Genomic DNA, 26,675 nt, shown 5'->3' on the forward strand with positions numbered 1-26,675 from the left:
TAAATGAAGTCCAAGTACAATAAGATTTCAGTTGTCTTAATTCTGCTTACATTGGTATATGTCATTTATCTGACTTATATAAGCACAAATAATCTTTTAGTCGGCGCCACCATTTCTGAAAATAAACAGGGCGAAATTAAAATAAAAGATGTAGAAGATTTTACAATGGCATATTACGCCGGAGTGCAAAAGGGAGATATAGTAAAGAATATTAACGGCCAAAATGTAAAGTCAATTAATATTCAAATGAATAAGCTGAAAAATGTAAACTCGATGGTCGTTGATAGAAACGGTCATGATATTGAGATTAAGCTCAATTTATTTAATGATAGGAACTTCAGTACTTACTTAATACCGATAATTTTTTATGTAGTATGTTTATTTTGCTGTTTCTTCATCATCAAGATAAATGAAGAAAAAAACTTGAAATCTGCTTTGGTGCTAATTGTATTTCTTTTGTCTGCTTCAATCGCATATATCAGTGCTGGAGGATCGGCAAAAGGTGATTTGCTTAGCAGATGCATTATGTTGTTAACATTAATAACTGTACCTTTAAATTATCTTCTGTTTCTTTATCATTACTTTAAAGAATTAGGTACAGTGCTTTTCAGCAAAAAAGTTTTCGTTTTGTATTTATTTCCAACTATAAATATATTATTTGAATTATTTCGGTCGCGATTATCTTTTGGTGATTTTATTCCAAAATTTAATTTGATTTCGTTTTTTCTTCTTTTTTTGATTGTAGCATATTACTTTATTGTTATTTTGAGAAGAAACAAAGATACTGATCAGGCACATATTATAAAGGTGCTCGTAGTTATAAATATATTGGCATTTTCGCCTTTTTTATGTCTGTATCTTATACCGTATGTATTTTTTAATGATTATTATGTCTCTTCTTTCTTAACAGCATCATTTATGCTGCTGATACCTTTTTCACTTGTATATCAATTCATGTCGAATAAAATATATAACGTTGATTTTATCTTAAGTAAGTTAAAATATTACGGCTTTTTAGCGTTAACCCCAACTATAATTCTGGTTACGACAATTGAGTTATTACGTGAGCCGGAAGAAAATTTTTACAATCTCAAACTGACATTTTTAATTTATATTTTAATGTTAGCTGTTTTTTATTATAAAGAAATACTCGATTTCCGGTTTAAATTAAAAAGGGTCTCTGAAAGATTCAATTACCAAGACAGTATTTATAAGTTTACCCAATTAATCAGAAACTCGTCTTCTTTAAATCAGGTTTTTGGAGAATTAAAAACCACCATTCTCGAAGTCACTCTTACAAGTAAAGTGTATATATTTGAAGTTACGTATGATGGGAATGTAAAGGCATTTGACGAAAGAGATTCAAGTTTGATAGATGATTATCAAGTGCTTTTAAATAGTGTTACTGTTGAAATAGGAAAAATAACGGAGTTTAATCAAGGTTTCGCAATGAAAGTAGGAGAACGGGGAGATAGATCATTCGTTGTTCTCTGTTTGTCTAAGATGAATACGCCCCGTTTATCACGTGAAGAAATTTCTTGGTTAAAAACATTATCTTTTTACGTTAATGTTTCAATAGAAAACGTGATGAAAATCGAAGAACTTATGAATCATCTCGAAGATTTAAAGAAACAGGAGACAAACCCGGTCTGGCTCAAAAAGCTGATGTTTACGATCGAGGAAAAGCAGCGTTCGGATTTGGCCCGTGATCTGCATGATTCAGTGCTGCAGGATTTGATTTCTTTGAAGCGCCAGTGTGAGCTGTTTCTGGCCGATTTTAAGAAAGAAGAGCCCTGCCACATAGAGGTGCAGGACAAGCTTCATCAGATGAATGAGCAGATGTCGGATGTCATTTTGATGACCCGGGAGACGTGCCATGAGCTTCGGCCTCAGCTGCTGTATGATTTGGGTCTGGTCAAGGCGGTATCCAAGCTTGCCGCGCAGCAGCAGGAGCGTGCGCCGTTTCATATCCGTCTGAATACGGGCCGGTTTACGGCGGCGCTGGATTTGGATACGCAGCTGAATTTGTACCGCATTATTCAGGAATTTCTTTCGAACGCCATGAAGCATTCACAGGCGAATGAGGTGCTGATTATGCTGATCAGCATTCAAAATAAAGTGATTCTGCATTATGAAGACGACGGTGTCGGCTGCAATCAGGAAGAAGGCGGCGGACAGTCGATGAGCATGGGTCTTTCGGGTATTAAGGAGCGCGTCCGTGCGCTTGACGGACGGATGAAAATCGACACAAGTGAAGGAAACGGTTTTAAAGCGGATATTGAAATGGAATTGTAACCATTTTATCACCAAATCGACTTGGCAGAAGCCAAGTCTTTTTAATAAAATGGAAATGAGTGAGTAAAAGGGAGGAAACCATGAAAAAGATACTAGTGATTGATGATCATCCGGCTGTCATGGAGGGCACCAAGACGATTCTGGAAACGGACACGAATCTTTCTGTCGATTGCCTCAGTCCTGATGCCAGTGAACAATTCGTTCTCCGGCACGATTTTTCAGCTTACGATCTCATATTAATGGATTTAAATCTGGGTGATGACATCAGCGGCATCGAGCTTTCCAAGAAAATCTTAAAAGAGAATCCTCTCTGTAAAATCATTGTCTACACAGGCTATGAGGTTGAAGATTATTTTGAAGAATCCATCCGCGCGGGCCTGCATGGCGCCATCAGCAAAACCGAATCTAAAGAGAAAATCATGCAATACATATATCACGTGCTCAACGGACAGATTTTAGTTGATTTCTCCTATTTCAAACAGCTGATGACCCAGCAAAAAACAAAAACGTCTTCTTCCCCTCAAAGTGAGCAGGATCGGTTAACCCCGAGAGAGCGCCATATTCTCCAAGAGGTCGAAAAAGGTTTGACCAATCAGGAAATCGCAGATGCGCTTCACTTAAGCAAGCGGTCGATTGAATACAGCCTGACATCCATTTTTAATAAGCTGAATGTCGGCTCCCGAACTGAAGCGGTGCTGATCGCCAAGTCAGATAACGTACTATAAATCTTGAAGGGAGAATGACCTATGAATCTGAACAATACATTGCTCGGCGCACTCGGTATTGAAATCACTGAAAACACGCCGGAGAGATGCGTGGCGGTGATGCCGGTGGATAAGAGGACGGTGCAGCCTTTCGGATATCTGCATGGGGGTGCATCAGCAGCGCTGGCGGAGACTGCTGCAAGTGTCGGGGCCCAGCATTTTATCGACCGGTCGAAACAGGCGTGTGTCGGGCTTGAGATTAATGCCAATCATTTAAAGTCCGTGAAAGAGGGCGGAACGGTCACGGCGATAGCGGAACCCGTTCACACAGGCAGGGCAACCATTGTGTACGGGATTAACATTTTCGATGAACGAGAAAGGCTGATCTGTGTTTCCCGCTGTACGCTGGCTGTTATAACAAAATAAACAAACAGCCGGAACCCTGAATCGTCCGGCTGTTTGTTTTTACAAATATGAATCTTCTTTTCGTTTGATCACAAAGTTTCTGATCCCTTTGTAATCATCCTGAACGCTTCTTTTATCAAGCGCCGCTCCCGAATTGTACGCGGCCCTGCATATGAGGTGCGCTCCGACCGGCGCCGTCAGCAGGATAAAAATGATGCCGAGCAGTATTTTTACAGAAATTTCTCCGGTCAGCATCCACAAGTAGCCTAACACCCCGAGCAATACCAAATTAACGCCGAGTGTCGAGCCTTTTGAAGAGGCGTGGGCGCGCGTATACACATCAGGAAGCCTGAGTGTGCCGAAAGACGCGACCAGGCAGATCAGCGATCCCATCAGAATACAAACGGCGACGGCCCATTTAACGATTTCGATCATTTTCGATAATCTCTCCTTTCTCCAAAAACTTAGCAAAGGCAATCGTGCCGATAAACGATAAAATGCCGAGCAGCAGAATGATGTCCAAAAAGGCCGATGTGTTTAAGAGAATGGATACAAGCGCGGTCATGGCAATCAGATTAATGCCGATTCCATCAAGCGCGACGACCCGGTCCGGTATCGTTGGCCCTTTCATGACGCGAATGACGTACAGAAGAGTCGAAACCGCCATAATGCCGAGTGATAATTGCAGAATAAACGTAAACATCAGCGGCTCACCTCCTGAATGGCTTTCTCAAAAGAGACGCGGATGTCGTGGATCGCTTTCTCCGCATCTTCAATGTCCATGGCGTGTATATAGAGAATCGACCGGTCATCGGAGATATCCATTACGAGCGTACCCGGTGTTAAAGTGATTAACAGCGAGAGCAGCGTGATCTCCCAATCCTCCGTCAATTCCGTCTTAAACGCGAAAATGCCCGGGCGGATGTTCAGTTTCGGCGATATAACGGTTTTCAGCACGCTGACATTGGCCAAATATAATTCCTTTATAAAGATCATCGCCAGTCTGATGACTGACCATATTTTCCAAATGTAAAACGGCCGCGAGAAGAAGCGCCGGAAAAAAAACAGCGCCGCCAAGCCCGCGATAAATCCGGTTATAAAACCCGCCGTGCTGAGGCTGTTTGTGAGAAACATCCAGCAAACAGCGAGAAGAACATTTAATAAAAGTTGAAAAGCCATGCCATCTACTCCTTCAAAACAGCTTCAATGTATTTTTCCGGATTCAGCAGATTCTCAGCCGTCTGATTGACATACGGCGAAACCCATTCGGTTCCGAGCCCGAACAGAAGCGACAAAAGGAGAAAAGCGGCTGCCGGATAAAGAAGTCCTTTTGCGGACCGTCCGCCTGCGCCGGGGATTTCTTTTTCTTCCCCCCAAAAAGCCGTCGTAAAAACCTTCAGCACCGAATAGAGCACAAGCAGGCTTGATACAAGAATCAATACGGAAAACAATGTTTCCCCCTTATCGAACCCGCCTTCCGCGATCTTCAGCTTGCCCACAAATCCGCTGAACGGCGGGATGCCGGCCAAAGATATGGCTGAAATAAAGAACATCCATCCTAAAACGGGATAACGGGTGATCAGTCCGCCCATTTTATGCAGGCTGGCAGTGCCTGTCAATGCGATAAGCGAGCCGGCAAGCATAAACAGCGCTCCTTTAATCAGCATATCGTGAATCAAGTAATAAACCGCTCCTTGAATGGAGGCCGGCGTGTTCATGGCAATGCCGAACAAAATCACGCCGACGGCTGTAATAATATTGTAGATGACGATTTTCATGACATCCGAAAAGGCGATAGATCCGATTACGCCGAATAGCACCGTCAGCATCGCAAGCCACATCATCAATTGGTGGGTAAAGCCCGTATCGTGAATAAAGATCAGGGTGAATACTCTTAAAATGGCATACAGGCCGACTTTCGTTAAAAGAGACCCGAATAAAGCTGAAATTGCAGCCGGCGGGGCGTAATAAGAGCCCGGCATCCAGAAATACAGCGGGAATATCCCGCCCTTTAAACCGAAAACGACGAGAAGAAGGACGCCGATCACGGTTATCAGCCCGGTCTGGCCCGATTCGCTTATTTTTACGCTTAGATCAGCCATATTCAGCGTGCCCGTCACCGCATATAAGTAACCGACGCCGATGACAAAAAACGCGGATGACACAATGTTAAACACGATATACTTCAATGATTCTCTTAATTGAATTTTCGTTCCGCCAAGCACGATCAGCATGTAGGACGCGATAAGCAGAAGCTCAAAAAAGACGTACATGTTGAACAGGTCACCCGTCAAAAACGCTCCGCTTACGCCGGCCAGAAGAAACTGCACCCCTGAATAATAGAAAGCGCGCTCCCTTTTTTCTCCGATGGAGCGGAAGGAGTACAGGATGACGAGCAGCCCGATTATGGCGGTTGTCAAAACAAGCAGTGCGGCAAGCTGATCCGCGGCGAGCACAATGCCGTACGGCGCTTTCCAGCCGCCGAGTGTCAGCGTCTGAATCCCGTGTGTGAAAACCGTCTGAACGAGAGCGGCGCTGATGACGATGGAGACACAGGAAGCGGCAGTGCTGAATATCCGCATCAGCATCACGTGCCTGTTCATAAAAATCAGCAGCACTGCGGCAAGCAGCGGCACCAGAATAGGCAATATCACAAAGTTATTCATGTTGATCATTTCCCCTCATTCGATCCATATCGTCCGTTTTCAGTTCCTGATAGGCGCGAAACGCCATCACAAGCAGGAAGGACGTGACGCCGAACGAAATAACGATCGCCGTCAGTATGAGTGCCTGCGGCAGCGGATCGACAAACGACGTGCTTTTTCCGCCCAGTATGGGAGGAGCGCCTTTTTTCAGTCCGCCCATGGTCAGGAGCAGCAAATGGACGCCGTGGCTCAAAAGCGCGGTGCCGATAATCACGCGCAGCAGACTTTTAGAAAGCAGCAGGTAGGTTGCCGCCATAAACAAAATACCGGCAATGACAGACATTAAGATTTCCACTATTCTTCCTCTCCAATCGTTTGAATAATGGTCATCGTCACGCCGACAACAACGAGATACACACCTAAATCAAACAAAGTGGCCGTCGCAAGCTCCGTATTCCCGAGCACCGGGAGATGAAAATGGCCGAATGTATGGGTGAGAAAGGGCACTCCGAATAAGAATGAACCTGCACCCGTTGCAATCGCGATAAGCAGACCCGCGCCCGCCACATAAATAAAATTGACGGGCAAAATCGATTTAACGGTTTTTAAATCAAAGGCCAAAAGCAGCAGCACGATGGCCGAAGACGTAATCAATCCGCCGACAAATCCTCCGCCGGGAGCGTTATGCCCCGATAAAAATAAATAGAAAGAGAAAAGCAGAATGATAAAAGATACAAGTTTCGTTGCCGTCTGAAGGATGATGTCGTTTGTTTTTTGCTGTCTCAACGCTCTTCTCCCTCCTCTTTTACTTTTGTTCTGATCATGCCGTAAATCCCGAGTGCGGCGATCGACAGCACCGTGATTTCAAACATCGTGTCAAATCCCCTGAAATCAACGAGGATGACGTTGACGATATTGTTTCCTCCCCCGAGCTTATGGCTGTAAGCGGTGAAAAAGGAGGAGATGCTGTCTTTTGTTTTTTCGCTGGAAGACGCGATTCCGAGCATTGTCACGATGACGCCGACACCGAGAGAAATGATAAAATTCGTCATCCGGAATGTTCTTGTCTTCTTTTTCCGCCGCATTTTCGGCAGATGGTAAAAACAAAGAAGAAACAAGGCGACGGATATCGTCTCAATGACAAGCTGCGTGAGCGCCAGATCGGGCGCTCTGAAAATCACAAAAAACAGCGCGAGTGTGTACCCGACAACACCGAGTGAGATAATGGCCGTCAGCCGTGATTTGGCGAACACAGTCGCAATCGTTGCGCTCACCATAACGAGGGACAGCACGATTTCATACAGGCCGATCTCAGCCATGCCTTTCGCTGTCATGGAAAAGCCGCCTTTCATGACGAACGACGCTCCGATGAGAATGATAAACGACGTAAAGATATACAGCAGATAATCCCGCAAAAATCCGGTCATATAAGATGACGTCAGCTGGTAAGATTTTTTTTCCATACTGCCCGTCACCGCATCGTAAAGCTTGTTCAGCGTCAGTTTTTTCGGAAACAGACCGTACAGACGCTCCCATTTAGACAGCGTTACGTAACCGATCGTGCCGACAATGATGATGCCGAGGGTCATCATTACCTCAGCCGTCACCCCGTGCCACTGGGAAATATGGACATGGAATGTATCTCCGCCGGTTAACAGAGCCGGATAAATGGAGTTCATCGCCGGTTCAATCAGGCTGTAAGACAAAACGTTCGGGGCAAAAAACAGACTGACGGCGCAAGCGGCAAGAATCACCGGCGAAATCAGCATGCCGAGCGGAGCTTCATGCGGCGTCTTTTCAAGCTGAGCAGATTTACGCGCGCCGCTGAACGTTCTGAAAAACAGCTTCATGCTGTAGATGAAAGTGAAGACGCTCCCGATCCATGCGAGAACGGGGAACAGCACACCCCACGTATCCAGGCTGAAAATATCTGCATGAGCAATCCGCAGCATACTTGTAAAGAACATTTCTTTACTTAAAAAGCCGTTAAACGGAGGGAGGCCGGCCATGGAAAACGTTCCGATCAGTGAAACGGTAAACGTTACCGGCATGAGCGCCATCAGGCCGCCGAGCCTGCGGATATCCCGCGTTCCCGTTTCATGGTCGATAATGCCGACCGCCATAAATAAACTTCCTTTAAAAGTAGCATGGTTAATTAAGTGAAACACAGCCGCGGTGACAGCCGCCGTAAAATACTCTGAATGCTGATAATGAAGCGCGGCGGCTCCTGCGCCGAGCATCGATACAATCATACCGAGCTGGCTGACTGTGGAAAATGCCAGAATCGCTTTTAAATCGGTTTGTTTAATCGCATTAAAGGAAGCCCATACCATCGTGATCAGACCGACTGAGGCAACCGTCCAAAACCAGACGGGTGAAAAAGCAAAAACCGGACTGAATCTGGCAATCAGATAAATACCCGCTTTCACCATTGTAGCCGAGTGCAGATAGGCGCTGACAGGAGTCGGCGCCTCCATGGCATCAGGCAGCCAGATATAAAACGGAAACTGCGCTGATTTCGTAAAGGCCCCCAATAACAGGAGAACCATCGCCGGAATAAAGAACGGATGGCCTGCGATAATATGCACCTGGTTAACCATTTCCCTGATACTGAAAGAATCCGTCATCAGATACAGCAGGATAAAGCCGCCGAGCATGCACAGCCCGCCGCCGACGGTAATCAGCAGTGATTTTTCCGCCCCGTAGCGTGATTTCTTCCGCTTATGCCAATACCCGATTAATAAGAAGGATGACAGGCTTGTCAACTCCCAGAACATATAAAGCACGATGACGTTATCGACGAGCACAACGCCGAGCATCGCGCCCATAAACATCAGCAGGTACACATAAAAGGGGCCGAGCTTTTCTTTGTCCTTCGATAAGTAAAAAATACTGTAAAGCGTCACCAAAGAGCCGATGCCCGTAATCAGTAAAGCGAATAACAGCCCGAGTCCGTCAATATAAACGGTATAGTTAATACCGAGGGACGGAATCCATTCGGCCGCATACCGGACGGTTTCTCCAGCCATTGTGACAGGGAGCTTGCTGATAAAGTAAACAAACAGCACAACGGGCACTGTCAGCACAAACCAGCCTGTATGGACTTGTTTTACCCGTTTATAAAGAAAGGGAACGATAAATGCAAATAAAAAAGGCGCCAAAATCGCGAAATGTAACAGCTGCAACAGAAGACCTCCTTTGCTTGTTTTTTCATCAAGCAACTGCTTTATGTAAGAATGAATCAATCAATTCACGGTCATAGGACCCAGTACAAATTATATCGCACTTTTTTTTACCCTGCTACGGCATAATGTATTCCTCTTTGTGTTTTTGTGGTCTTTTGAACCCAAAATAAATTTATCAAATATCCGGATCTTTGTATATACATTTCTTTTTCAGATCAAGCTTTACAAAAGGAGCTGGTCAGATGAAGAGAAAGGCGGCGGCTTGTATTGGAATATTTTGTTCTATTATTGCAGGAACATTCATAGCAGATGATTTCTGCAAAACGCGGCAGCAGACGGAGGCAGATGATTGGGAGCGTTTTTTTCTCGGTGCGGAATACGCAGAAGACAAGCTGAGTGCGGCTGAATCAATGCAAACGCCGTTTCAGCCGCGTGAGTATATCAGAATCGTATATAGATGAAAAGAGTTCCGGCACCAGGGTGCGGAACTCTTTTTGTGTCACAATCAGCGTTTTCCTTTAATATAAGGGATGCCGTTGGCTTTAGGCGCATCCGCTCGGCCGATGAAGCCGGCAAGCGCGAGAATGGTCAGAATGTAAGGAGCCATCAGCATGTATACATTCGGAATGTCTTTGAACAGGGGCAAAAGCGAGCCGATAATGCTCAAACTCTGCGCAAACCCGAAGAACAGCGCAGCCCCGAGCGCGCCGATCGGATGCCATTTGCCGAAAACCAGCGCGGCGAGAGCGATAAAGCCTTGCCCGGAAATGGTGGAGTGCGTGAAATCAAGCGCGATCGTGGAAGCATATACACCGCCGCCGAGCCCGCCGAACAGCCCGCTGATCATGACGCCGATATAGCGCATGCCGAACACGTTGATTCCCATCGTATCGGCCGCCATCGGATGTTCCCCGACAGAACGGATGCGAAGGCCGAACGGCGTTTTGAATAAAATAAACCAGGAAACAAAGGCCAGTACGATGGCTAAAATCGACGTATAATATACGTCAGAAAAGAAAATCTTTCCTAAAACCGGAATATCGCTTAACCCGGGAATGTTCGTTTTGTAAAAGGGCTCCGGGATTTTATCAGTCTGCGCCTTTCCGTAAATCAGCTTGACGATAAACAGTGTCGCTCCTAACGCGAGCATATTGATCGCCACACCGGTTACCGTCTGATCGGCTCGGAAAGAAACCGCGGCAGCCGCGTGGATCAGTGAGAACAGTCCGCCGGCAATCATAGCCGCAGCCAGAGCGAGCCACGGAGCGGCGGCGCCAAGCTCGAGTCCGAAAAATAAGTTGAACATGACGCTTGTAAAGGCGCCGATAATCATCAGTCCTTCAAGACCGATGTTGACAACCCCCGATCTTTCAGAAAACACGCCGCCGAGAGCGGTTAAAATAAGCGGAGCCGCATATACGAGTGTTGCCGGGACAATAATGGATAAAATCTGCAGGAAGTCCACTTACTTCGCCCCCTTTTTCTTCAATTTATCAAGGATGAGACGGATGGCGTAGCTTGATGCCACAAACAAAATAATAATGGCGATGACGATGTCAACGACTTCAGAAGGCACCCCGGATTCAATCGGCATATTTAATGCCCCGACTTTAAGGCCGCCGAGAAGACATGCCGCCAGAACAACGCCGATTGCCGTGCTGCCGCCGAGAAGCGCAACCGCAATGCCGTCGAAGCCGACGCCGGTAAAGGCGCCCTTAACCGCCGCATATTGAAAGGTTCCGAGTCCTTCCATCGCGCCGGCAAGCCCTGCGAAGGCCCCGGAAATCATCATGGCGTACATCATATTTTTTCTGACGCTCATTCCGGCGTATTGTGCGGCGTGCTGGTTAAAGCCGACAGCCCGGAATTCAAATCCGCTTTTTGTTTTATGAATGATAAACCACATGAGGACTGCCGCAAACAGAGCGATCAGAATGCCCCAATGAAGGCGGGAGTAATCTGTCAGCTGCTCTAAAAACGGCGAGCGGAGCGACGCGCTTTCATGAATTTTGTCTGTTTTGTCCCGGTGGTCCGTCATGACATCGGAAATGAGATAATTGGTTAAATGAAGAGCGATATAATTCATCATGATCGTGACAATCACTTCGTGGACAAAAAAACGGGCTTTTAAAAATCCGGGAATCAGGCCCCAAATGCCGCCCGCAGCCGCAGCCGCCAATAACGAAAGCGGAAGGTGGACGTAAGCTGGGGCGTCAAAGGAAGCGCCGACCCACACCGCGGCGGTCCAGCCGACAAGGAGCTGTCCTTCAACCCCGATATTAAACAGGCCGGTCCGAAATGCGAATGCCACGGCCAATCCGGACAGAATATATGGCGTAATCTGCCGGATCGATTCCCCGATGTAATACACTTCACCGAAAATGCCGCTCCAAAGAGCCGAATACCCGCTTACGACATTGTAGCCGCTGGCGAGCATGATGACCGCACCCGCAGCTAATCCAAGGATGATCGCAATCAGCGGCACAGCCAGATGAGAAAGTCGATTAATCATGTGTTTTCCCCGCCTCCATTTGCTTACTTCCCGCCATTAAAAGTCCGAGCTCCTGCTCGTTTGTTTCAAGCGGATTGACGTTTGCGATGATGCTGCCTTCAAAGATGACGGCGATGCGATCGCTGAGATTCATTATTTCATCAAGTTCAAAAGATAACAGAAGCACCGCTTTACCGGCGTCACGCTGCTCAATGAGCTTTTTATGGACGAATTCAATCGCGCCGACATCGAGTCCCCGCGTCGGCTGGGCCGCAATTAAAAGATCCGGATTTCTGTCCACTTCCCGGCCGATAATGGCCTTTTGCTGATTCCCCCCGGAGAGAGCGCGCGCAGGCGTATATTCATCAGGTGTTCTGACATCGTATTCTTCAATCAGGCTTCGCGCTTTGTCATAAATCGTGTGTTTATTTAATATGCCGAAAGAAGAGTAGGGCTTTTGGTAATAACTTTGCAGCACGATATTTTCTCCGATCGGAAAATCAAGGACGAGCCCGTGTTTATGTCTGTCCTGCGGAATATGCCCGATTCCGGATTCAGTGACTTTCCTGGGCGGCATATTTTGCAGCTGTTTGCCGTTTAACGTAATCGTGCCGGCATTTGTTTTTCTGAGACCTGTAATGGCTTCAATTAATTCAGACTGGCCGTTTCCGTCAACGCCCGCAATGCCGACGATTTCACCGGCTCTGACAGAGAGGGAGAGCTGTTTGACCGCCTCAACGCCGCGCGCGTCTTTCACCGTTACATCAGAAAGCGAAAGCACTTCCTGTTTTGGTTCGGCCGGCTGTTTATCCGTCTTGAATGACACTTCGCGTCCGACCATAAGGCTTGCCAGTTCATCTTGATCCGTATGTGCGACATCAAGTGTTGTAATGCCTTTTCCTTTCCGGATGATGGTGACACGGTCGCAGACTTCCATAATCTCTTTTAATTTGTGGGTGATGAGGATAATTGATTTTCCTTCATTGACAAGATTTTTCATAATCTGAATCAGTTCTTGAATTTCGTGCGGAGTCAGCACCGCGGTCGGCTCGTCAAAAATGAGAATGTCGGCGCCCCGGTAGAGGGTCTTTAATATTTCCGCCCGCTGCTGCATACCGACGGAGATATCGGCAACTTTGGCTTCAGGATCAATGTGCAGGCCGTAACGGTCGGAAATATCGCGCACGTCCCGGTCGGCGCGCTGTCTGTCAATTCGGCCGAAAGTTTTCGGCTCTTTTCCGAGAATGATATTTTCTGAGACGGTGAAGGTATCCACAAGCATAAAATGCTGGTGCACCATCCCGATGCCGAGATCGTTGGCTTTGTTCGGACTGTTGATGTGAACGCGTTCGCCACGCACCCGGATCTCGCCTTTTTCCGGCTGATACAGGCCGAATAAAACGTTCATGAGTGTCGATTTTCCGGCGCCGTTTTCACCGAGAAGGGCGTGTATTTCGCCTTTTTTCACTTGAAGCGTGACGTCATCATTGGCGACGATTCCGGGAAATTCCTTGCGTATATTAAGCATTTCAATGATATAATCCACCGATTTGTCGCTCCTTTTCAGAGATACTTTGATGAGAAAGAGCTTGGCAAAAGAAAAGCTGCAAGAGATGCAGCTTTTCCTTCACCGCTCTTTTCAAAAAAGAGAGGGGATAAGCACGAAAGTCTCCTTATCCCCTGGTTCTTACTCAGCCTTGAAGGATTTCAATTCTTTTTCAGTTGAAGGGATCACGAGTCCGTCCGCGATTTTCTTCTTCCAATCGTCTGTTGCTTTGATGACATCGTCAGAAAGGTTCTCCTTGTGATCCGAGATGCCGACTGCATCTTGCGCCAAACCGTATGTTAATGTTTTGCCGCCCGGGAATTTACCGTCACTCGCTTTTTTCGTTAAGTCCTCCACGGCAGTATCCACTTTTTTGACCATTGATGTGAGAGTGACATTGTCTTTTGTTCCTTTGACTTGGCCTTCCGCATACTGGTCTTTATCGACACCGATAACCCATACGTTCCGCTTCGGATCTTCTTTTTTCAGATTTTTCGCTTCTGTGAAGACGCCCGTTCCCGTTGCGCCGGCCGCGTGATAAATGACGTCAACGCCTGATTTGTACATGCTTTCAGCCGTCGCCTTGCCGACATCGGCTTTGTCAAACCCGCCCGCATATTTCACTTCGACGGTCGCTTTCGGATTTGCGGCTTGTACACCCGCGCGGAAGCCGATTTCAAATTTTTTGATCAATTCGGACTCCATTCCGCCCACGAATCCGACTTTTCCCGTTTTGCTCGATAGCGCAGCGGCCGCTCCCATGAGGAATGAACCTTCCTGTTCCTTAAATGTAAGGCTCGCCACGTTGTCTTTTTTGACAACGGCGTCAATGATCGCAAAATGTGTGTCTTTGCGCTGATCGGCGATTTCGCTGATGGAATCCTGCATCAGATACCCGACGCCGTAAATCAGGTCAAAGTGTTCCCGCGCTAATTTATTTAAGTTCGTTGTATAATCTGCATCTGATTTTGATTGAAGATAGTCAAAACCGCTTTTGCCTTTTTTAAGCCCGTTGTCTTTTCCGAATGCCTGGATGCCTTCCCAGGCGGACTGGTTAAATGATTTGTCATCAACACCGCCGATATCCGTTACCATGCCGACGGTAAAGTTTTTGCTGCCGGAGCCGTTTGCTTTGTCACTTGAACCGCATGCGCTTAATATGGTTCCGGCCGCTGCGATGAGCGCCATCGCCATTCCGATTTTGCGTTTTTTCAAAGATATAACCCCCCTGTAAAATATGGCTGTGCCGTTCAATTCAGACTTGAGTCCCCGTGCCGGATGCAGAATCGAAAAAACTTTCTGATAATAATGATGAGACGTCTCTCTTTTTCCCGCCTTGAGCGGCTGTCTCTTCCGGGTTCGGGACTTATGACTTATCTGAAAAGATCTGCTAACCAATCATAATTTATCATTTTACCCGCCATAAATAAATAGAAATTTGCTTATTTTTTAAAAAATATCAATTTTATGAATCGGCTTCCTCATCTGGTTAAAACAGAGGAGGATCAGCCGGGTCATTATCCTTATATAGCATATCAAAAAGGAATCTCAAGCCTTTTGTCACGGGATATGACAGTAAAAAAGCACCGTTCACAGCGAAACGGCGCTTTTTGACATTATAAATATTGTTTGATGCTGCTGACATTGCCGGTGTTGATATGATATTGAAAGACGGGTCTGCCGATCGTGCCGTACGCCATCTCTACATTCAGCACTTGTATGTCTTCCAGAAATTTAAGGTATTTCCGGATGGAGACTTGCGAGATTTCAGTATGCTTGGCGAGATCTTCCGTGGTAAAAGAGCCGTCGCCGAAAGACTCAATGCTCGCCCAGATGAGTTTAAGCGTGCTCTTTGTCAATCCCTTCGGAAGGTGAACCTTTTCCGCTGCTTCTTTCTTTTGAAAAAGCTCGGCATCCAATTCTTTCTGTGTCATGCTTCTGTGTGATTGATAAACTTTCTGCTTGCGTCTGTAGTCGGAAAGAGCGGTTTGAAAGCGGTCAAATTCAAATGGTTTGATTAAATAATCGACGGCGCCGTACCGAAGCGTTTTTTTAATGACGTCCAGCTCGCTTGCGGCCGAAATGACGATGACATCAACCGATTCATTCTGCTTGCGGATTTCCGTTAAAAGCTCAAGCCCGTTTTTTCCCGGCATGTAAATGTCAAGAAGGATGAGATCGATATGATGCTCGCTCAGCACGTGCAGCGCGCTTTGAAAGGATGATGCGATCCCTTTCAGCTGAAATCCTTCAATCTGGCTGAGGTAGCGCTTATTTAATTCACCCACCATGGGGTCGTCTTCAACTATGAGTACATTAATCATCATTTTCCTCCTTCGGTTCATACGGAATGCGAAGACTGAAAGTCGTTCCTTCATTCTTTTCACTTGTCACAATCATATGGCCTTTTAAATTTTCTGTTGCCTGCTGGGTGAAATAGAGGCCGAACCCCCGGTTTGTCCCTTTCGTGGAATAACCTTGTTCAAAAATACGGGCTTGGTCTGCCGCAGACATTCCGGCTCCCGTGTCCGTAATCTCTATGTCAAGCTGGCGATCCTGAAACCGCATCGAGCACGTAATGTTTTTTTTCGGCATCTGCGCCACCGCGTCGAGCGCGTTGTTTAACAGGTTTCCGATAATCGTAATGAGCTCATGGATGACGGCCGGATCCGCCGCATTCGGAATCAGGCTGCCGAGCTGAATGTCCAGATCAGCGCCCTGCTCGCGTATGTAGCTTTGTTTTCCCAGAAGAAACCCTGCGAGAACCGGACTTTTGACATCACTTATAATCTCGCTTGTTTCCGTCTTCTGCTGAATGGCAATGTCTTTAATGTAAGTGCCGAGATCATCGTATTCTTTTAACTGGACAAGCCCTAAAATGACATGAAGCTTATTCATGAATTCGTGAGACTGGGCTCTTAATGCGTTTGCATACATTTTAACACCGGACAGCTGTTCTGCTAAATGTTTGACCTCCGTTTTGTCCCTGAACGTGGCGATCGCTCCGACGGTTTGTCCTTTCAGATGAATCGGAACTTCATTAAAGACCAGCTCAAGTCCGTTAATGCGGATATCTCTGTCCTGAAGCGGTTTTTTCGTTTCAATCACCTGTTTCAGCCGGCTTTTCGGGAGAATATCGTTCACATCTTGATCGACCGGATTAGTCGGAATACCCATTTTAATAAAAAGTCGTTTCGCCTCTGCATTGGCAAGCTTAATTTTTCCCCGCGCGTCAACCGCCAGGATGCCTTCCTTCGTTGATTCGAGCATGGCGCTCCGCTCTTCCAGGAGGGTGGCGATTTCATAAGGCTCAAGACCGTACATAATGTTTTTGACGGTGCGGGCGACAATGACGGCTCCGATGACGCCGACAAAAATACTTACGCAGATAATGAAATAAAGCGGTCTCAAACTGTGGCTGACGACATCCTGTATTTTGTTAAGCGAAATTCCGACCGAAACGACGCCCACTTGTTTTTTATCTTTTCCATAGATCGGTACGAAGGCTCTCATGGATTTTCCGAGAGTTCCCGCTGATGTGCTCGTTTTGATATGGCCGTGCAACGCCGGCTGTTCGTCTCCGCCGGTGAATTTCTTCCCGATTTTATTTGCGTCGGGGTGGGTGAGGCGGATGCTGTTCATATCCATCACCACGACAAATTCGGTTCCTGTCGTATGCTGGACATCCAGTGTATAATTTCGGAGCTCTTTCAGCCCTTTTCTTGTTTGCAATGCCTGCGCGACACTCGGTGTTTCCGCGACCAGCTTTGCGGTTCGCAGCGCGGTTGTCCGTTCTTCTTCTTTCACGCGGTCCGCGGTCTGGACGCTGATCGTGAAAAAGGTGATACAAAGTGCGATAAGGACGACAATACAGACGAATATCGTTAACCGGGTTTGCAATTTTAATGTTTTTTTCATAACAGCCTTCCTTACGTTTATCATTCCCGCGTTCTACTTTACTCCGAAAAAGCCGGTTTGTGAAGATCAGGCCCTTATTTCGTAAAAGTGAGGAAAAATGGAATTTTTTATCTTGTCAATGTGTTTTAAGTCCTCCATAATAAGTGAGGTAGATTACAGAAAGGGACTTTTTATATGAAAAATACTTATTGGACGGGTTATTTTCCGCTCGTTGCGATTCTGCTTTTTAGTTCGTCATTATCCATTTCTACCTCGCTTTATGTCATGAAGATACTTCAGACGCTCGGCATGTATCAGGGGATGCTGGATTATTTCTCTGAGAAAGGGATCAGACTGGCGCTTTTTGCAGCGTTCGCCCTTGTGTATTTTATGCTTTTTTCGGCTTTGAAGCTGATTGCAAACACAGTGACAGAGCTGTCTCTTTTGTTTTTCACAAATGACCCTGAGGGGGACAATCTGAAAAAAATCAGATTAGGCTCTTTAATTTATGTAGGCGGAGGAATTCTTTCCTTTGCGCTCGTGCAGAATGGTTTTTGGATTGCGGCGTTATTTGCCGTTGTTACGCTCATTTATTTGATTTTCATGGTGTACAGAATCTATTCGACACTCTCGATCGTTTCGCTGATCGGTTTTATATTGCTTGAGATTCTGTTTTGGTTTACTTTTGTTATCGGTATTTTGTACATCTTTATCAAGCTTTATAATAGCATAATGGCTAGCTTACCTGTGTAAGCTAGCCATTTTTGTTAAGACAGAAATCTGTTTTTGATCTCAGGGGAGGGGAGCATGCATGCTTCCCTTTTTCCGAACCATTTGTAACGGCGCCGGGCGATGAAAGAATAGGCTCTGTCCCTGAGGGGGCGGGGCACTGCGAAAAAAACCGCTGACAGCCGCCAGGCTCCGCGGAGATGACGCGAAACCTTTAACACGGCTGCGGATTTTTTGTATATCCGCCCGTTTTCGATAAAAATCATGCTGTCAAATTGTTCTGTCGGAAGTCCTTCTGATGCCAAAAGCTCCCGGGCGGTATCTGATTGCAATGAAGCAAATGAGATTTTGCCGGCCGGATCGCGTTTAATGATGAATTGAACGGCGCCGCTGCATAAGTTGCAGACGCCGTCAAACAAAAGCACGCGGTCCGGAAGCTGAGCTGGTTTCAAAGCGGATCCCCTCCGTTATCTTTAATAAGCTGCCTGCAGCGTGTTTTTCCAGATCGAAAGCTGAGGGCTTGCGTCATGAAGGTATTCGACGCTTGACGGTGTATCCTTGCCGACCCATACCCCCATCGTATAAGCGTCCGTCAGGCCGACAAACCACATATCGTGATAGTCATTTGACGTTCCTGATTTTCCGCCGACGTACGGAGCTTTAAAGTTCGCTTTCTTTCCTGTTCCGCTTTTGACGACGGCTTTCATCATTTCTTTGACCTGCATGTTGGTCCGCACGCTGAATACCTGCGCCGGCTCATCTTTCCATTTTAATATCGTTTTTCCTTTTAAATCAGTCACTTTTGTAATCGCGTGACTCGGCGTATAAACGCCGTTGTTGCCGAACGTGGTATACGCATTGGTCATTTCAAGCGGCGTCATGCCGTTTGTAAAACCGCCCAGCGCCGCAGGCAGACGGTAATCCGCGCTGACCAGCTTCGCGAAATGAAACGGTTCAAGGTAGCTGAACGCCTTATTGACGCCGACGCGGTCCATGATTCTGATGGCCGGTGTGTTGTACGAGTATTTAAACGCCGTTTCCAGCGTAACCGTGCCGTATGTGCGGTTATTATAGTTCTGCGGGCAGTAATCCGCACTGCAGAATTTGCTTGCGTCAATTTTGCTGTGTGGCGTTGCGCCGGTCTTTTCAATGTAAGGTCCGTAATCAAGCAGCGGCTTAATGGATGAACCGGGCTGTCTGTATGCTTGATAGGCGCGGTTGAAATCATATTTATGATAATCTTTCCCGCCTGAAAGCGCGATAATCTGATGTGTCTGATGATTAATCACGGCCGCTCCGCCCTGGACACCTGCATACGGCAGATTTTGATTCACTTGGGCGACGACCTGGTTTTGCATATACGGATTCAGCGCCGTATAAATCTTCACACCGTCTTTTAACAATGTGCTGACTCTGTCGGAAAGCTCACTCTGTATTTTTTGTTTCGCCTTTCCGGAAGCTTTTTCAAGACGTTTGTCATAGCCTTCAGATGAGGAAACAAGCTGTGTGAATTCATCATTTACATAGGAAACATAGTCAGGATATTTATTTGTTTTTTCGTTTATATCAAGCTTGATCTTTTCCTTTTCGGCTTTTTTCAGCTGTTTCCCGGATATAACGCCTGCTTTTTTCAATCCGTTAAGCAATCTGACTTGTCGTTTTTTCGTATAATCAAAATGCTTGAGAGGATCATATAATGTAGGGTTATTAGGGATGGCGCAGATAAAGGCCATCTCTCCCAAAGTGAGAGATTTCAGCGGCTTGCTGAAATAAAATTGTGCCGCCGAACCGACACCGTATACACCGTTATTAAAATAAATCGTATTTAAGTAGCCTTCTAAAATCTCATCTTTGCTGTATTTTTTCTCAAGCTGATAGGAATAGGCCAGCTCCGTCAGTTTTCGGCTGAAGGTGCGTTCATGGCTTAAATACACATTCCTTGCCAGCTGCTGGGTGATGGTGCTGGCGCCCTGGTCAATTTTATGATCTTTGAAATTGGAGGCGGCCGCCCTGACCATCCCCATAAAGTCAAACCCTTTATGCTCATAAAAATGGCGGTCTTCAGAGGTTAAAAACAGCTGTTTTACCTCATTCGGTATTTTATTAAAGGGCACGATCACGCGGTTCTCATGATCGCTGACAATCTCAGAAACAAGGCTTCCGTCCCTGTCATACATGTAACTGTTTTGAACCAGGTTGATCGCTTTTAAGTCAATATGTTTATCGAGCACCTGATCAAAAGGCTTGATTTGTTTTACCTCTTTGCCGGAAGCAATAACTGTAAATGCACACAACGGGATAATGCCGAGCAGCAAAATCCATCCGATTATTTTACGTACCATGGTCACTCTCTTTTCTCCTGATTTCTAGCCATATCGTATCATTCTTTTAAGAATACGAGAAGGTTAAATTTAGAAGAAATCGTGATCGCTGCCGGTCAGCCCGCATTTGACGCTGTATCCTTTTGCAGATGTCCCGCCATCCATAAAAGCCCCGCGCCTATTAAAAAGAGAAAGGCGGTGACGTAGAAAGCAGCCGAAATAGAAAAACCGCTTGAGACCGCACCTCCGAGCAGAGGGCCGAGCACGTTTCCGAGAAAACGAAAGCTGACGTTATAGCCGAGCACCTCTCCCTGGATGCTGCCCGGCGCCCTGACGCGGATCGCGGCCGTAATGCAGGGGAGCGTGCCGCCCATGACCATGCCGAACAGAAATCTGAAGACTAACAGAATGGAGAGGGAGGAGGCGAGCGCCTGCGGAATAAAAAACACCGCTGAGGCAATCAAAAGCACGATTAAGATCCGGCTGTGGCCGAAGCGGTCGCCGAAGTCCCCCCATTTCCGGGCAAGCAATAAGCTTCCGAGTCCGGTCGCTGAAAACGCCATTCCGGAGAAAAAGGCTAAATTAACAGGTCCGTGCAGCTCATTGACATATAAAGCGAGCAGCGGCTGGATGCTGAAATTGCCGGTCTGCACGATCATGGTAAGCACCATCATCGCCCAAAGCGCGGGCTGGTGAAAAATATAGGAGAGCACCTGTTTTCTGGAATAGGTTTTCCGCTTGTTTTGTTTCTCGCCGAGCGGCTGCTCATTCACCTGAAATAAAACGAGAAGCACGGATACGAAAATGACAAAAGACGTAATAAAAAATGTGTACGTAAACCCGAAGCTGTCAGCGAGCAGCCCGCCCAGCATCGGTCCGAATAAAGTGCCTGACACCTGACCCATCTGCAGTGTGCCGAGCGTTTTCCCGGCAGTCTCTTTCGGCGTCTGCGCCGAAATCATGGCAAGCGATGTCGGAACAAAGCCTGTTACAAGGCCCATAAGCAGCCGCAGGACAAACAGCTGATAAACCGATGTCACAAACCCCATCAATAAAATGCTGACGGCAATGCCGGTGCCTGTGATCAAGAGAATTTTTTTGTAGCCGCGCTTATCGCCGAATCTGCCCCAAAACGGGGAAATCACAAACGCCATTAAAAACGTGACGCCGAACACATACCCGCTCCATCTCTGCACATACCCGCCCGAATGGGGGCTGATCGTTTCGATATATAACGAAAGAAACGGAACAATCATGGTCATGCTGGCGGAAATAAAGAAATTTGTAATCCAAATGACGACGAAGTTCTTCTTACGGACAGAAATAACATCACCTTCTTTAATTTTCGTGTGTCTAATCATTAGTATATAGGAATGAATCCGGTATTTGTATTTTCGATGCGGATATAGGAAAATTCATTATTTTTAGAAAATGAAGAAAGTTTCAGAGGGGAAACTGATATACTATCATAAAATATCATTTTTGATCGGAGGAAAGGCAGGTGTAAAAAAGTGGATCAGCGCAGTCTGCTCATTATTGATTTTGAATTTACGATGCCTGACGGAAAATACAGCCCGCAAAATTTCTTTCCTGAGATTATTGAAGCGGGGATTGTCAAGACGGTGAATGATGAAGTGACTGAAACGTTTTCGAGTTATATCAAACCGAAAAAATTTCCAAAGCTGACGAAACGATGCAAAACCTTTCTGAACATCACCCAAAAAGACGTGGACGGCGGAATCACGTTTAATGAATTCATCCGCAAATTAAATGAGCTTGATCCTGATAAAAACTGCACGATCGTCACCTGGGGCAATATGGATATGAAAGTGTTAAAGCAAAATTGCATGTTTAACCACATCCCTTTTCCGTTCAAAGGAGAACTTCGGGATCTGTCCCTTGAATACAAAAACTTCTTCGGCGACAGAACATTGACCGGCCTTTGGAAAGCGGCGGAAGAGTATGGCGATAAAGGAACGGGCACACATCACAAAGCGCTGGATGATGCGCGGACGACATACAAATTATTCAAGCTTGTCGAGCGGGATAAACAATATCTTGAAAAACCGAAACCTCCGACGATCGGTGATCGCGTCGATCTGACTGAACTGTTTCGCCGGGCCACATAAAAAAACCCAATCATGCCGACTGGGTCAAGTTCTTTTAAAATAGTCACGCTCTAACGCGGCCAAGTTGGCGAGCGAACGTTCCGCCCATTCTGAGCCGTCCGCTGTAAGCTGATCTTTCAGCCGGGCAGACGCCGCTTGTAAGGAAGCCGTATAATCAGGAACTTCGCCATCAAACGGTTTGACCATCTGATGCGGTATGTTTGTCTGTTCCCCGAATGCAAGCGCTCTTCTTTCATGAAAGAACGGAACATCCGCCTGCTTCGGATGATGAAGATCTCCTTGAGCGGGATGCGTCAGAACGGCTTTAATTTTCACTAAATAGTGATTGGGCCTGACGTCTGTCACTTCCCCTATGTATGCTCCTGTTTTATAAAACCCTTTTACGATTGTGCCGATTTCAAACGAATTCATAGCGTTCACCTCTCTCTAGTTATTCTATAAAAGATCAACGCGATTGGCTAGTGAACAGCTGCCGGAAGCCTGACTGAAGCCGTTGTGCCCGAGTACTCGCCGCTGGTGAAATAGACGGAGCCTTCATGATGCTGAATAATCGAGAATGTCACGGTAAGCCCGAGCCCGGTGCCGTTCGTTTTCAGCGTATAATACGGTTTGCCGAGTTTCTGCAGTTCTTCATCGGACATGCCGATTCCGTTATCCGTAATCTGAATGAGAATCATCTCTTCCTGTTTTTGGACGGAGACCTCGATTCGGCCGTTTTCAGAGGGCACGGCTTCAATACTGTTTTTAATCAGATTAATGAAGGCCTGTTTCAGTTTTTTTACATCGCCGAACACATATAAATCAGGCTCGCTTTGAACAGTCACGGTCACCGATTTAAAATTGGCATAAGACTCCATTAAGGAACCTGTTTCCTTTACGAGCAGAGAAATATCAAACTTTTCTTTTTCATAGTCATCCTGCTTCGCCATATCAAGATAATTCGTAATGATCGTCTGAGCCCGGTCGAGTTCGGACAGCACAAGTTTCTGATATCCGGAGTGGGATTTGTCCTGAAGCTGCTCGCCGCTGAACAGCAGCTGCACAAAACCTCTGACGACCGTAAGCGGATTGCGGACTTCATGGGCGACGCTTGCCGCAAGCTCGCTGACGACGGCCATTTTTTCTGAGTGAATCAGCCTTGCCCGCATGGACGCATTCTCATCGATGATCTCAATCAAATAAATGCACAGCAAAAGGGCGCTGACTTGAAAAAAAACGGATACTGCCGCCTCATAATAAACGGAAGATAGATTTTGAAAATTGAAAATATTGGTCGCGGAATAGATGAAGACAGATGCGGTTAATAAGGCGGTTTCAGTGCAGCCGATGAGAAGAGCGAAAAGCAGTTTCTTCCGCTTTGAGAAAAAAGGCCATTTCGTTTGGAGCTGGATAGGGATGATGATTAAAAAAGGAATTAAGGATAAGAAAAAAAGAGCGGAAGGTTCAAACCATATGAGCTGAAAAAAAACGGATGCCGCCCCTGCGGCAAGTCCTGCTGCGGTACCGGAATAAAGCAGGCAGACGATAATGGGAATCAGCTGCAAACCGTAACGGACGGAATGAAGCTCCTGAATGGGAAAAGCCGTACATAATAATGAAGATGACGCTGCAAATACGGCGACCAGCAGGCGGTTCGCTCTCGGTACAAGCAAATCGGGCTTGCTGAGCCAGAAGACTTGATAAAGAAAAATAGGGAATAAAATAAAAGAGAAGTGAAGCAGGTAATCCTTTACAATCTCCATTTATGCGAAATCCTTTCCTATGTAAATATGAATCTATTATAACATCTTTACCAGCAAAAAAAGTATATATTTCTCTAAAGCGAACGCCCTTATCTCGTCTGATAAAGGCGTTCTTTCCGCTGCTAAGCGAGCGCTGCTTTCATTCTCTCAAGCCCTTCTTTTACGGCGGCGGCTGAACAGCCGACATTAAGTCTCATAAATCCTTCGCCGCCCGGTCCGTATTTCGTTCCCGGCTCTAATATGATTTTCCCTTTTTTGAGCATTCTTTCTTTGAGCTCGGCATCCGAAAATCCATATCCGCTGAAATCCATCCAGATCAAATAGGAAGCGTCAGGTTTCATCATGCGGACTTTCGGCAATTCTTTTCTTAAAAAGTCCTCAGCCAATTTCATATTCCCTTCAATGTAAGGAATCAGCGCGTCAAGCCAAGGGCCTCCCTTTGTATAAGCCGCTTCGATTGCTGCAACCGCAAATGTGTTGAGGCTGGAAATCCCGTTCTGATGCAATGCGGCGGAGAATTTCGCCCGCTTATAACGGTCGGGAATGATAATGGCGGATGCCTGAATGCCGGCAATATTAAACGTCTTGCTCGGCGCGACACAAGTAACGGAAATCCGCGCAAACTCCTCAGACAGAGAAGCAAAAGGCGTATGCGGCTTTCCGTACAGCATCAAGTCGGAATGTATCTCGTCAGAAACGACGGTGACGTTATGAGCGGCGCACAGCGATCCGAGCTTCATAAGCTCATCCCGGCTCCACGCTCTGCCGGACGGATTGTGGGGATTACAAAGAATCATCAGCTTGACCTCAGAATCGTTCAGCTTTTTCTCAAGATCCTCAAAATCCATGCAGTAGACGCCGTTTTCTTCCCGTAATGGGTTATGTAAAACCTGCCGTTTGTTTTCCTTGATCATCTGATAAAAAGGCGTATACACCGGTGATTGAATCAACACCGGATCGCCCGGTTCGGTAAAGGCTTGTACTGCCATGCTGATTGCCGTGACAACTCCGGGACTGAACGTGATGCTTGCGGGATCGGGCCGGTAGCCGTGCCGTGTCTCGAGCCATGAAGCGACAGCTTCTCTTGTGTTTTCGTCAGGAGACGTATAACCGAATATGCCGTGGTCAAGGCGGGCTTTTAAGGCGTCAGTGACAGCTTCGGGAGCGCGGAAATCCATATCGGCAACCCACATCGGAAGTGCATCCGATACGCCGAATAACGCTTCCGCCTTGTCCCATTTCACCGATTGTGTGCCAAGACGGTTTTCTCGAAGATCAAAGTTCATGTATGTCACTCCTGTAGTATCATTATTTTGCACAGCGTATCTATGATAAAATAGATTTGCAAACTTTATTATAAGCGGTGATGAAAATGGAAGAAAGCCAAGCGGTCATGGAAATGATGAAAATCATTGCCAAGTGGGACCCGTTTAAATATGGAGAAGATTTTTATGAGACAGAAGCCGCTGACATCGTTCAGGCCGTCTACAGTGAAGACCGTGCCGACAAGCTGGCAGCAGCCATTCAGGATATCTTTGAAGCTTCATTTGAGCAAAAGCTTCCGATCGAAGGCTGCCAAAAGGCCGCCGAGCAGCTTCTGTTCATAAAAGAAAGCAGCTCCTGCACCCCTTAAAAACCGGCGGTTCCCGCCGGTTTTTTTATTGAATAAATTCAAAAATCCGCTCTGAAACAAACTCCGGGCGCTCTTCGGGTACGAGGTGTCCCGTATCTTTGAGTGAATACAGAATGGAATCCGGCAGGTCGTCATGAAGCCGTTTTCCGACTGAGACCGGAACGACCCGGTCTTCTTCTCCCCATATTAAAAGAGCGGGGTTTTGCACTTTCTTCAAATCCTCGGGCTCTAAATCGCCCTCCCTGTGTCTGATGAACCTTGTCATCGCTTTGAAAATCTGGCGGTCTGTAAATGGTTTTTCGTAACCGTCAATCATTTCCTGATCGATAAGCGTCCGGTCGTGAACGACATTTAACAGGTTTTTCAGCACACCGTCTTTTGAAAGCCAATACTTAAGATACAGGTCAAAACAAGGGAGGTGTGTCCCGAATATAATCGACGGGTGCGAGCGCTTTAAATACCCCGAGCTGCACAGCAGGACGATTTTTGAAAAAAGCTCGGGTCTGAGAAGAGACGCGGATAAGGAAATCTGGCCGCCCATCGAATGGCCGATGAGTGCGGCCCGGCTGATACCAAGCTTTTCCAGAAGTCCGATCAGAAGCTTGGCGAGGTTTGCGTAAGTATATACGAAAGTCCGTGACTTTTCCGATTGCCCGAAAGGAGGCAGGTCAACGGCGATAATATCATAATGGTTTCTGAGCAGCGGGATCAGTTTTCTGAAGCTGAATGCCGAAGATAAAAAACCGTGTACGCAGACGAGTGTCTGTCTGCCGGGATTTTCATAATGCTCGTAATACAGCTCAACTCCGTCTATCGCGGCCCGTTTAATCGGTGAAACAGCTTCCATGAGAGCCTTCGCCGTCCTTTCTTTGTTGTAATGTAAAGGCTTTTTTGATTGTCAGATTTTAGCTCTGGTTTCTTTCGGGTTTTTCTTAGCATTTGTCGAAAATCGT

Annotated in this window: 27 protein-coding genes; 7 read left to right on the plus strand and 20 right to left on the minus strand. The window is 46.5% G+C overall.

Translation table 11 applies throughout. The annotated features are described in order from the left end of the window. Positions 1 to 3: 3 nt before the first annotated feature. The 3 genes from MJQ52_RS16265 (at position 4) to MJQ52_RS16275 (ending at position 3,425) form a co-directional block, all read left to right on the plus strand. Complete coding sequence (locus MJQ52_RS16265) at positions 4 to 2,295, plus strand: sensor histidine kinase (RefSeq protein WP_094247540.1); 2,292 nt, start codon at positions 4 to 6, stop codon at positions 2,293 to 2,295. Positions 2,296 to 2,375: 80 nt separating this feature from the next. Next, positions 2,376 to 3,020: a response regulator transcription factor gene (locus MJQ52_RS16270; RefSeq protein WP_003152052.1), complete on the plus strand. Its 645-nt coding sequence runs from the start codon at positions 2,376 to 2,378 to the stop codon at positions 3,018 to 3,020. 21 nt (positions 3,021 to 3,041) lie between these two features. After that, entirely contained in the window at positions 3,042 to 3,425 is a 384-nt protein-coding gene (locus tag MJQ52_RS16275) for a hotdog fold thioesterase (protein WP_003152054.1), read from the plus strand. 39 nt (positions 3,426 to 3,464) lie between these two features. Here the strand turns inward: MJQ52_RS16275 and mnhG are convergent, their stop codons facing one another. From mnhG to MJQ52_RS16310, 7 genes are read right to left on the minus strand one after another with little or no spacing between them, the layout of a single operon-like run. Beyond that, complete coding sequence (gene mnhG / locus MJQ52_RS16280; RefSeq protein ID WP_003152056.1) at positions 3,465 to 3,839, minus strand: monovalent cation/H(+) antiporter subunit G; 375 nt, start codon at positions 3,837 to 3,839, stop codon at positions 3,465 to 3,467. Then, positions 3,823 to 4,107, minus strand: coding sequence for a Na(+)/H(+) antiporter subunit F1 (locus MJQ52_RS16285; RefSeq protein WP_003152057.1), 285 nt, complete (start codon positions 4,105 to 4,107; stop codon positions 3,823 to 3,825). Before MJQ52_RS16285 ends, mnhG begins: the two co-directional genes overlap by 17 nt. Continuing rightward, positions 4,107 to 4,583 (minus strand): Na+/H+ antiporter subunit E, encoded by a 477-nt coding sequence (locus MJQ52_RS16290; protein WP_071392239.1) that lies wholly within the window; start codon positions 4,581 to 4,583, stop codon positions 4,107 to 4,109. Before MJQ52_RS16290 ends, MJQ52_RS16285 begins: the two co-directional genes overlap by 1 nt. A 5-nt stretch (positions 4,584 to 4,588) precedes the next feature. Further along, entirely contained in the window at positions 4,589 to 6,070 is a 1,482-nt protein-coding gene (locus tag MJQ52_RS16295; protein ID WP_094247541.1) for a Na+/H+ antiporter subunit D, read from the minus strand. Continuing rightward, the gene (locus MJQ52_RS16300; RefSeq protein ID WP_003152063.1) at positions 6,063 to 6,404 is read right to left on the minus strand and encodes a Na(+)/H(+) antiporter subunit C; all 342 of its coding nucleotides are present in this window, start codon (positions 6,402 to 6,404) and stop codon (positions 6,063 to 6,065) included. The genes MJQ52_RS16295 and MJQ52_RS16300 overlap by 8 nt, the downstream gene beginning before the upstream one ends. Continuing rightward, complete coding sequence (locus MJQ52_RS16305; RefSeq protein ID WP_077722765.1) at positions 6,404 to 6,835, minus strand: Na(+)/H(+) antiporter subunit B; 432 nt, start codon at positions 6,833 to 6,835, stop codon at positions 6,404 to 6,406. The genes MJQ52_RS16300 and MJQ52_RS16305 overlap by 1 nt, the downstream gene beginning before the upstream one ends. Then, positions 6,832 to 9,234: a Na+/H+ antiporter subunit A gene (locus MJQ52_RS16310; RefSeq protein ID WP_094247542.1), complete on the minus strand. Its 2,403-nt coding sequence runs from the start codon at positions 9,232 to 9,234 to the stop codon at positions 6,832 to 6,834. The genes MJQ52_RS16305 and MJQ52_RS16310 overlap by 4 nt, the downstream gene beginning before the upstream one ends. Before the next feature lie 242 nt (positions 9,235 to 9,476). Here MJQ52_RS16310 and MJQ52_RS16315 point away from each other — a divergent pair, with 242 nt between their 5' ends. Beyond that, positions 9,477 to 9,695: a hypothetical protein gene (locus MJQ52_RS16315; RefSeq protein ID WP_070082282.1), complete on the plus strand. Its 219-nt coding sequence runs from the start codon at positions 9,477 to 9,479 to the stop codon at positions 9,693 to 9,695. A gap of 44 nt (positions 9,696 to 9,739) precedes the next feature. Here MJQ52_RS16315 and nupQ read toward each other — a convergent pair whose 3' ends face one another. The 6 genes from nupQ to malK all read right to left on the minus strand — a co-directional run bounded on the left by nupQ (position 9,740) and on the right by malK (position 17,189). After that, the gene (nupQ, locus tag MJQ52_RS16320; protein ID WP_094247543.1) at positions 9,740 to 10,699 is read right to left on the minus strand and encodes a guanosine ABC transporter permease NupQ; all 960 of its coding nucleotides are present in this window, start codon (positions 10,697 to 10,699) and stop codon (positions 9,740 to 9,742) included. Continuing rightward, a complete protein-coding gene (locus tag MJQ52_RS16325) occupies positions 10,700 to 11,746 on the minus strand; it encodes an ABC transporter permease (protein WP_003152073.1) in 1,047 nt (348 codons plus the stop codon). It lies immediately after the preceding gene. Further along, complete coding sequence (locus MJQ52_RS16330) at positions 11,739 to 13,271, minus strand: ABC transporter ATP-binding protein (RefSeq protein WP_024085738.1); 1,533 nt, start codon at positions 13,269 to 13,271, stop codon at positions 11,739 to 11,741. Before MJQ52_RS16330 ends, MJQ52_RS16325 begins: the two co-directional genes overlap by 8 nt. 141 nt (positions 13,272 to 13,412) lie before the next feature. Beyond that, positions 13,413 to 14,486: a BMP family lipoprotein gene (locus tag MJQ52_RS16335; RefSeq protein ID WP_069448949.1), complete on the minus strand. Its 1,074-nt coding sequence runs from the start codon at positions 14,484 to 14,486 to the stop codon at positions 13,413 to 13,415. Positions 14,487 to 14,887: 401 nt separating this feature from the next. Beyond that, positions 14,888 to 15,595: a response regulator gene (locus tag MJQ52_RS16340; protein ID WP_003152077.1), complete on the minus strand. Its 708-nt coding sequence runs from the start codon at positions 15,593 to 15,595 to the stop codon at positions 14,888 to 14,890. Beyond that, entirely contained in the window at positions 15,588 to 17,189 is a 1,602-nt protein-coding gene (malK, locus tag MJQ52_RS16345) for a malate sensor histidine kinase MalK (protein ID WP_015387789.1), read from the minus strand. The genes MJQ52_RS16340 and malK overlap by 8 nt, the downstream gene beginning before the upstream one ends. A 174-nt stretch (positions 17,190 to 17,363) precedes the next feature. Between malK and MJQ52_RS16350 the strand changes: the two genes are divergently transcribed. Beyond that, positions 17,364 to 17,921: a YufK family protein gene (locus MJQ52_RS16350; protein ID WP_014305711.1), complete on the plus strand. Its 558-nt coding sequence runs from the start codon at positions 17,364 to 17,366 to the stop codon at positions 17,919 to 17,921. Between the two features lie 14 nt (positions 17,922 to 17,935). On the opposite strand, the gene MJQ52_RS16355 is transcribed toward MJQ52_RS16350, so the two are convergent. The 3 genes from MJQ52_RS16355 to MJQ52_RS16365 form a co-directional block, all read right to left on the minus strand. Beyond that, positions 17,936 to 18,349 (minus strand): thiol-disulfide oxidoreductase DCC family protein, encoded by a 414-nt coding sequence (locus MJQ52_RS16355; protein ID WP_014305710.1) that lies wholly within the window; start codon positions 18,347 to 18,349, stop codon positions 17,936 to 17,938. 21 nt (positions 18,350 to 18,370) lie between these two features. Continuing rightward, a complete protein-coding gene (locus MJQ52_RS16360; protein WP_094247544.1) occupies positions 18,371 to 20,245 on the minus strand; it encodes a transglycosylase domain-containing protein in 1,875 nt (624 codons plus the stop codon). 89 nt (positions 20,246 to 20,334) lie between these two features. Beyond that, a complete protein-coding gene (locus MJQ52_RS16365; RefSeq protein ID WP_032862488.1) occupies positions 20,335 to 21,579 on the minus strand; it encodes a multidrug efflux MFS transporter in 1,245 nt (414 codons plus the stop codon). Positions 21,580 to 21,729: 150 nt separating this feature from the next. Here MJQ52_RS16365 and kapD point away from each other — a divergent pair, with 150 nt between their 5' ends. After that, complete coding sequence (gene kapD / locus MJQ52_RS16370) at positions 21,730 to 22,347, plus strand: 3'-5' exonuclease KapD (protein WP_003152084.1); 618 nt, start codon at positions 21,730 to 21,732, stop codon at positions 22,345 to 22,347. 24 nt (positions 22,348 to 22,371) lie between these two features. On the opposite strand, the gene MJQ52_RS16375 is transcribed toward kapD, so the two are convergent. The 3 genes from MJQ52_RS16375 to MJQ52_RS16385 form a co-directional block, all read right to left on the minus strand. After that, the gene (locus MJQ52_RS16375; RefSeq protein WP_003152087.1) at positions 22,372 to 22,758 is read right to left on the minus strand and encodes a kinase-associated lipoprotein B; all 387 of its coding nucleotides are present in this window, start codon (positions 22,756 to 22,758) and stop codon (positions 22,372 to 22,374) included. 47 nt (positions 22,759 to 22,805) lie between these two features. Then, positions 22,806 to 24,089, minus strand: a complete 1,284-nt coding sequence (locus tag MJQ52_RS16380; protein WP_077722759.1) for a sensor histidine kinase — start codon at positions 24,087 to 24,089, stop codon at positions 22,806 to 22,808. A 122-nt stretch (positions 24,090 to 24,211) separates the two neighbouring features. After that, positions 24,212 to 25,375, minus strand: a complete 1,164-nt coding sequence (locus tag MJQ52_RS16385; RefSeq protein WP_063637043.1) for a MalY/PatB family protein — start codon at positions 25,373 to 25,375, stop codon at positions 24,212 to 24,214. An 86-nt stretch (positions 25,376 to 25,461) separates the two neighbouring features. Between MJQ52_RS16385 and MJQ52_RS16390 the strand changes: the two genes are divergently transcribed. Further along, positions 25,462 to 25,722: a DUF1871 family protein gene (locus MJQ52_RS16390; protein ID WP_039254081.1), complete on the plus strand. Its 261-nt coding sequence runs from the start codon at positions 25,462 to 25,464 to the stop codon at positions 25,720 to 25,722. A 25-nt stretch (positions 25,723 to 25,747) separates the two neighbouring features. Here MJQ52_RS16390 and MJQ52_RS16395 read toward each other — a convergent pair whose 3' ends face one another. Next, complete coding sequence (locus MJQ52_RS16395; protein ID WP_003152096.1) at positions 25,748 to 26,569, minus strand: alpha/beta fold hydrolase; 822 nt, start codon at positions 26,567 to 26,569, stop codon at positions 25,748 to 25,750. Positions 26,570 to 26,675 lie beyond the last annotated feature (106 nt).

It is taken from the genome of Bacillus sp. jun7 (assembly GCF_051034795.1).
Classification (GTDB): Bacteria; Bacillota; Bacilli; order Bacillales; family Bacillaceae; genus Bacillus; species Bacillus velezensis.

Bases quoted from the DNA above. Each gene is read 5' to 3' on its own strand.
- MJQ52_RS16265 (WP_094247540.1), top strand. From the start codon at position 4: ATGAAGTCCAAGTACAATAAGATTTCAGTTGTCTTAATTCTGCTTACA.
- MJQ52_RS16270 (WP_003152052.1), top strand. From the start codon at position 2,376: ATGAAAAAGATACTAGTGATTGATGATCATCCGGCTGTCATGGAGGGC.
- MJQ52_RS16275 (WP_003152054.1), top strand. From the start codon at position 3,042: ATGAATCTGAACAATACATTGCTCGGCGCACTCGGTATTGAAATCACT.
- mnhG (WP_003152056.1), bottom strand. From the start codon at position 3,839: ATGATCGAAATCGTTAAATGGGCCGTCGCCGTTTGTATTCTGATGGGA.
- MJQ52_RS16285 (WP_003152057.1), bottom strand. From the start codon at position 4,107: ATGTTTACGTTTATTCTGCAATTATCACTCGGCATTATGGCGGTTTCG.
- MJQ52_RS16290 (WP_071392239.1), bottom strand. From the start codon at position 4,583: ATGGCTTTTCAACTTTTATTAAATGTTCTTCTCGCTGTTTGCTGGATG.
- MJQ52_RS16295 (WP_094247541.1), bottom strand. From the start codon at position 6,070: ATGAATAACTTTGTGATATTGCCTATTCTGGTGCCGCTGCTTGCCGCA.
- MJQ52_RS16315 (WP_070082282.1), top strand. From the start codon at position 9,477: ATGAAGAGAAAGGCGGCGGCTTGTATTGGAATATTTTGTTCTATTATT.
- MJQ52_RS16325 (WP_003152073.1), bottom strand. From the start codon at position 11,746: ATGATTAATCGACTTTCTCATCTGGCTGTGCCGCTGATTGCGATCATC.
- MJQ52_RS16340 (WP_003152077.1), bottom strand. From the start codon at position 15,595: ATGATTAATGTACTCATAGTTGAAGACGACCCCATGGTGGGTGAATTA.
- malK (WP_015387789.1), bottom strand. From the start codon at position 17,189: ATGAAAAAAACATTAAAATTGCAAACCCGGTTAACGATATTCGTCTGT.
- MJQ52_RS16350 (WP_014305711.1), top strand. From the start codon at position 17,364: ATGAAAAATACTTATTGGACGGGTTATTTTCCGCTCGTTGCGATTCTG.
- MJQ52_RS16365 (WP_032862488.1), bottom strand. From the start codon at position 21,579: ATGATTAGACACACGAAAATTAAAGAAGGTGATGTTATTTCTGTCCGT.
- MJQ52_RS16375 (WP_003152087.1), bottom strand. From the start codon at position 22,758: ATGAATTCGTTTGAAATCGGCACAATCGTAAAAGGGTTTTATAAAACA.
- MJQ52_RS16380 (WP_077722759.1), bottom strand. From the start codon at position 24,089: ATGGAGATTGTAAAGGATTACCTGCTTCACTTCTCTTTTATTTTATTC.
- MJQ52_RS16385 (WP_063637043.1), bottom strand. From the start codon at position 25,375: ATGAACTTTGATCTTCGAGAAAACCGTCTTGGCACACAATCGGTGAAA.
- MJQ52_RS16390 (WP_039254081.1), top strand. From the start codon at position 25,462: ATGGAAGAAAGCCAAGCGGTCATGGAAATGATGAAAATCATTGCCAAG.
- MJQ52_RS16395 (WP_003152096.1), bottom strand. From the start codon at position 26,569: ATGGAAGCTGTTTCACCGATTAAACGGGCCGCGATAGACGGAGTTGAG.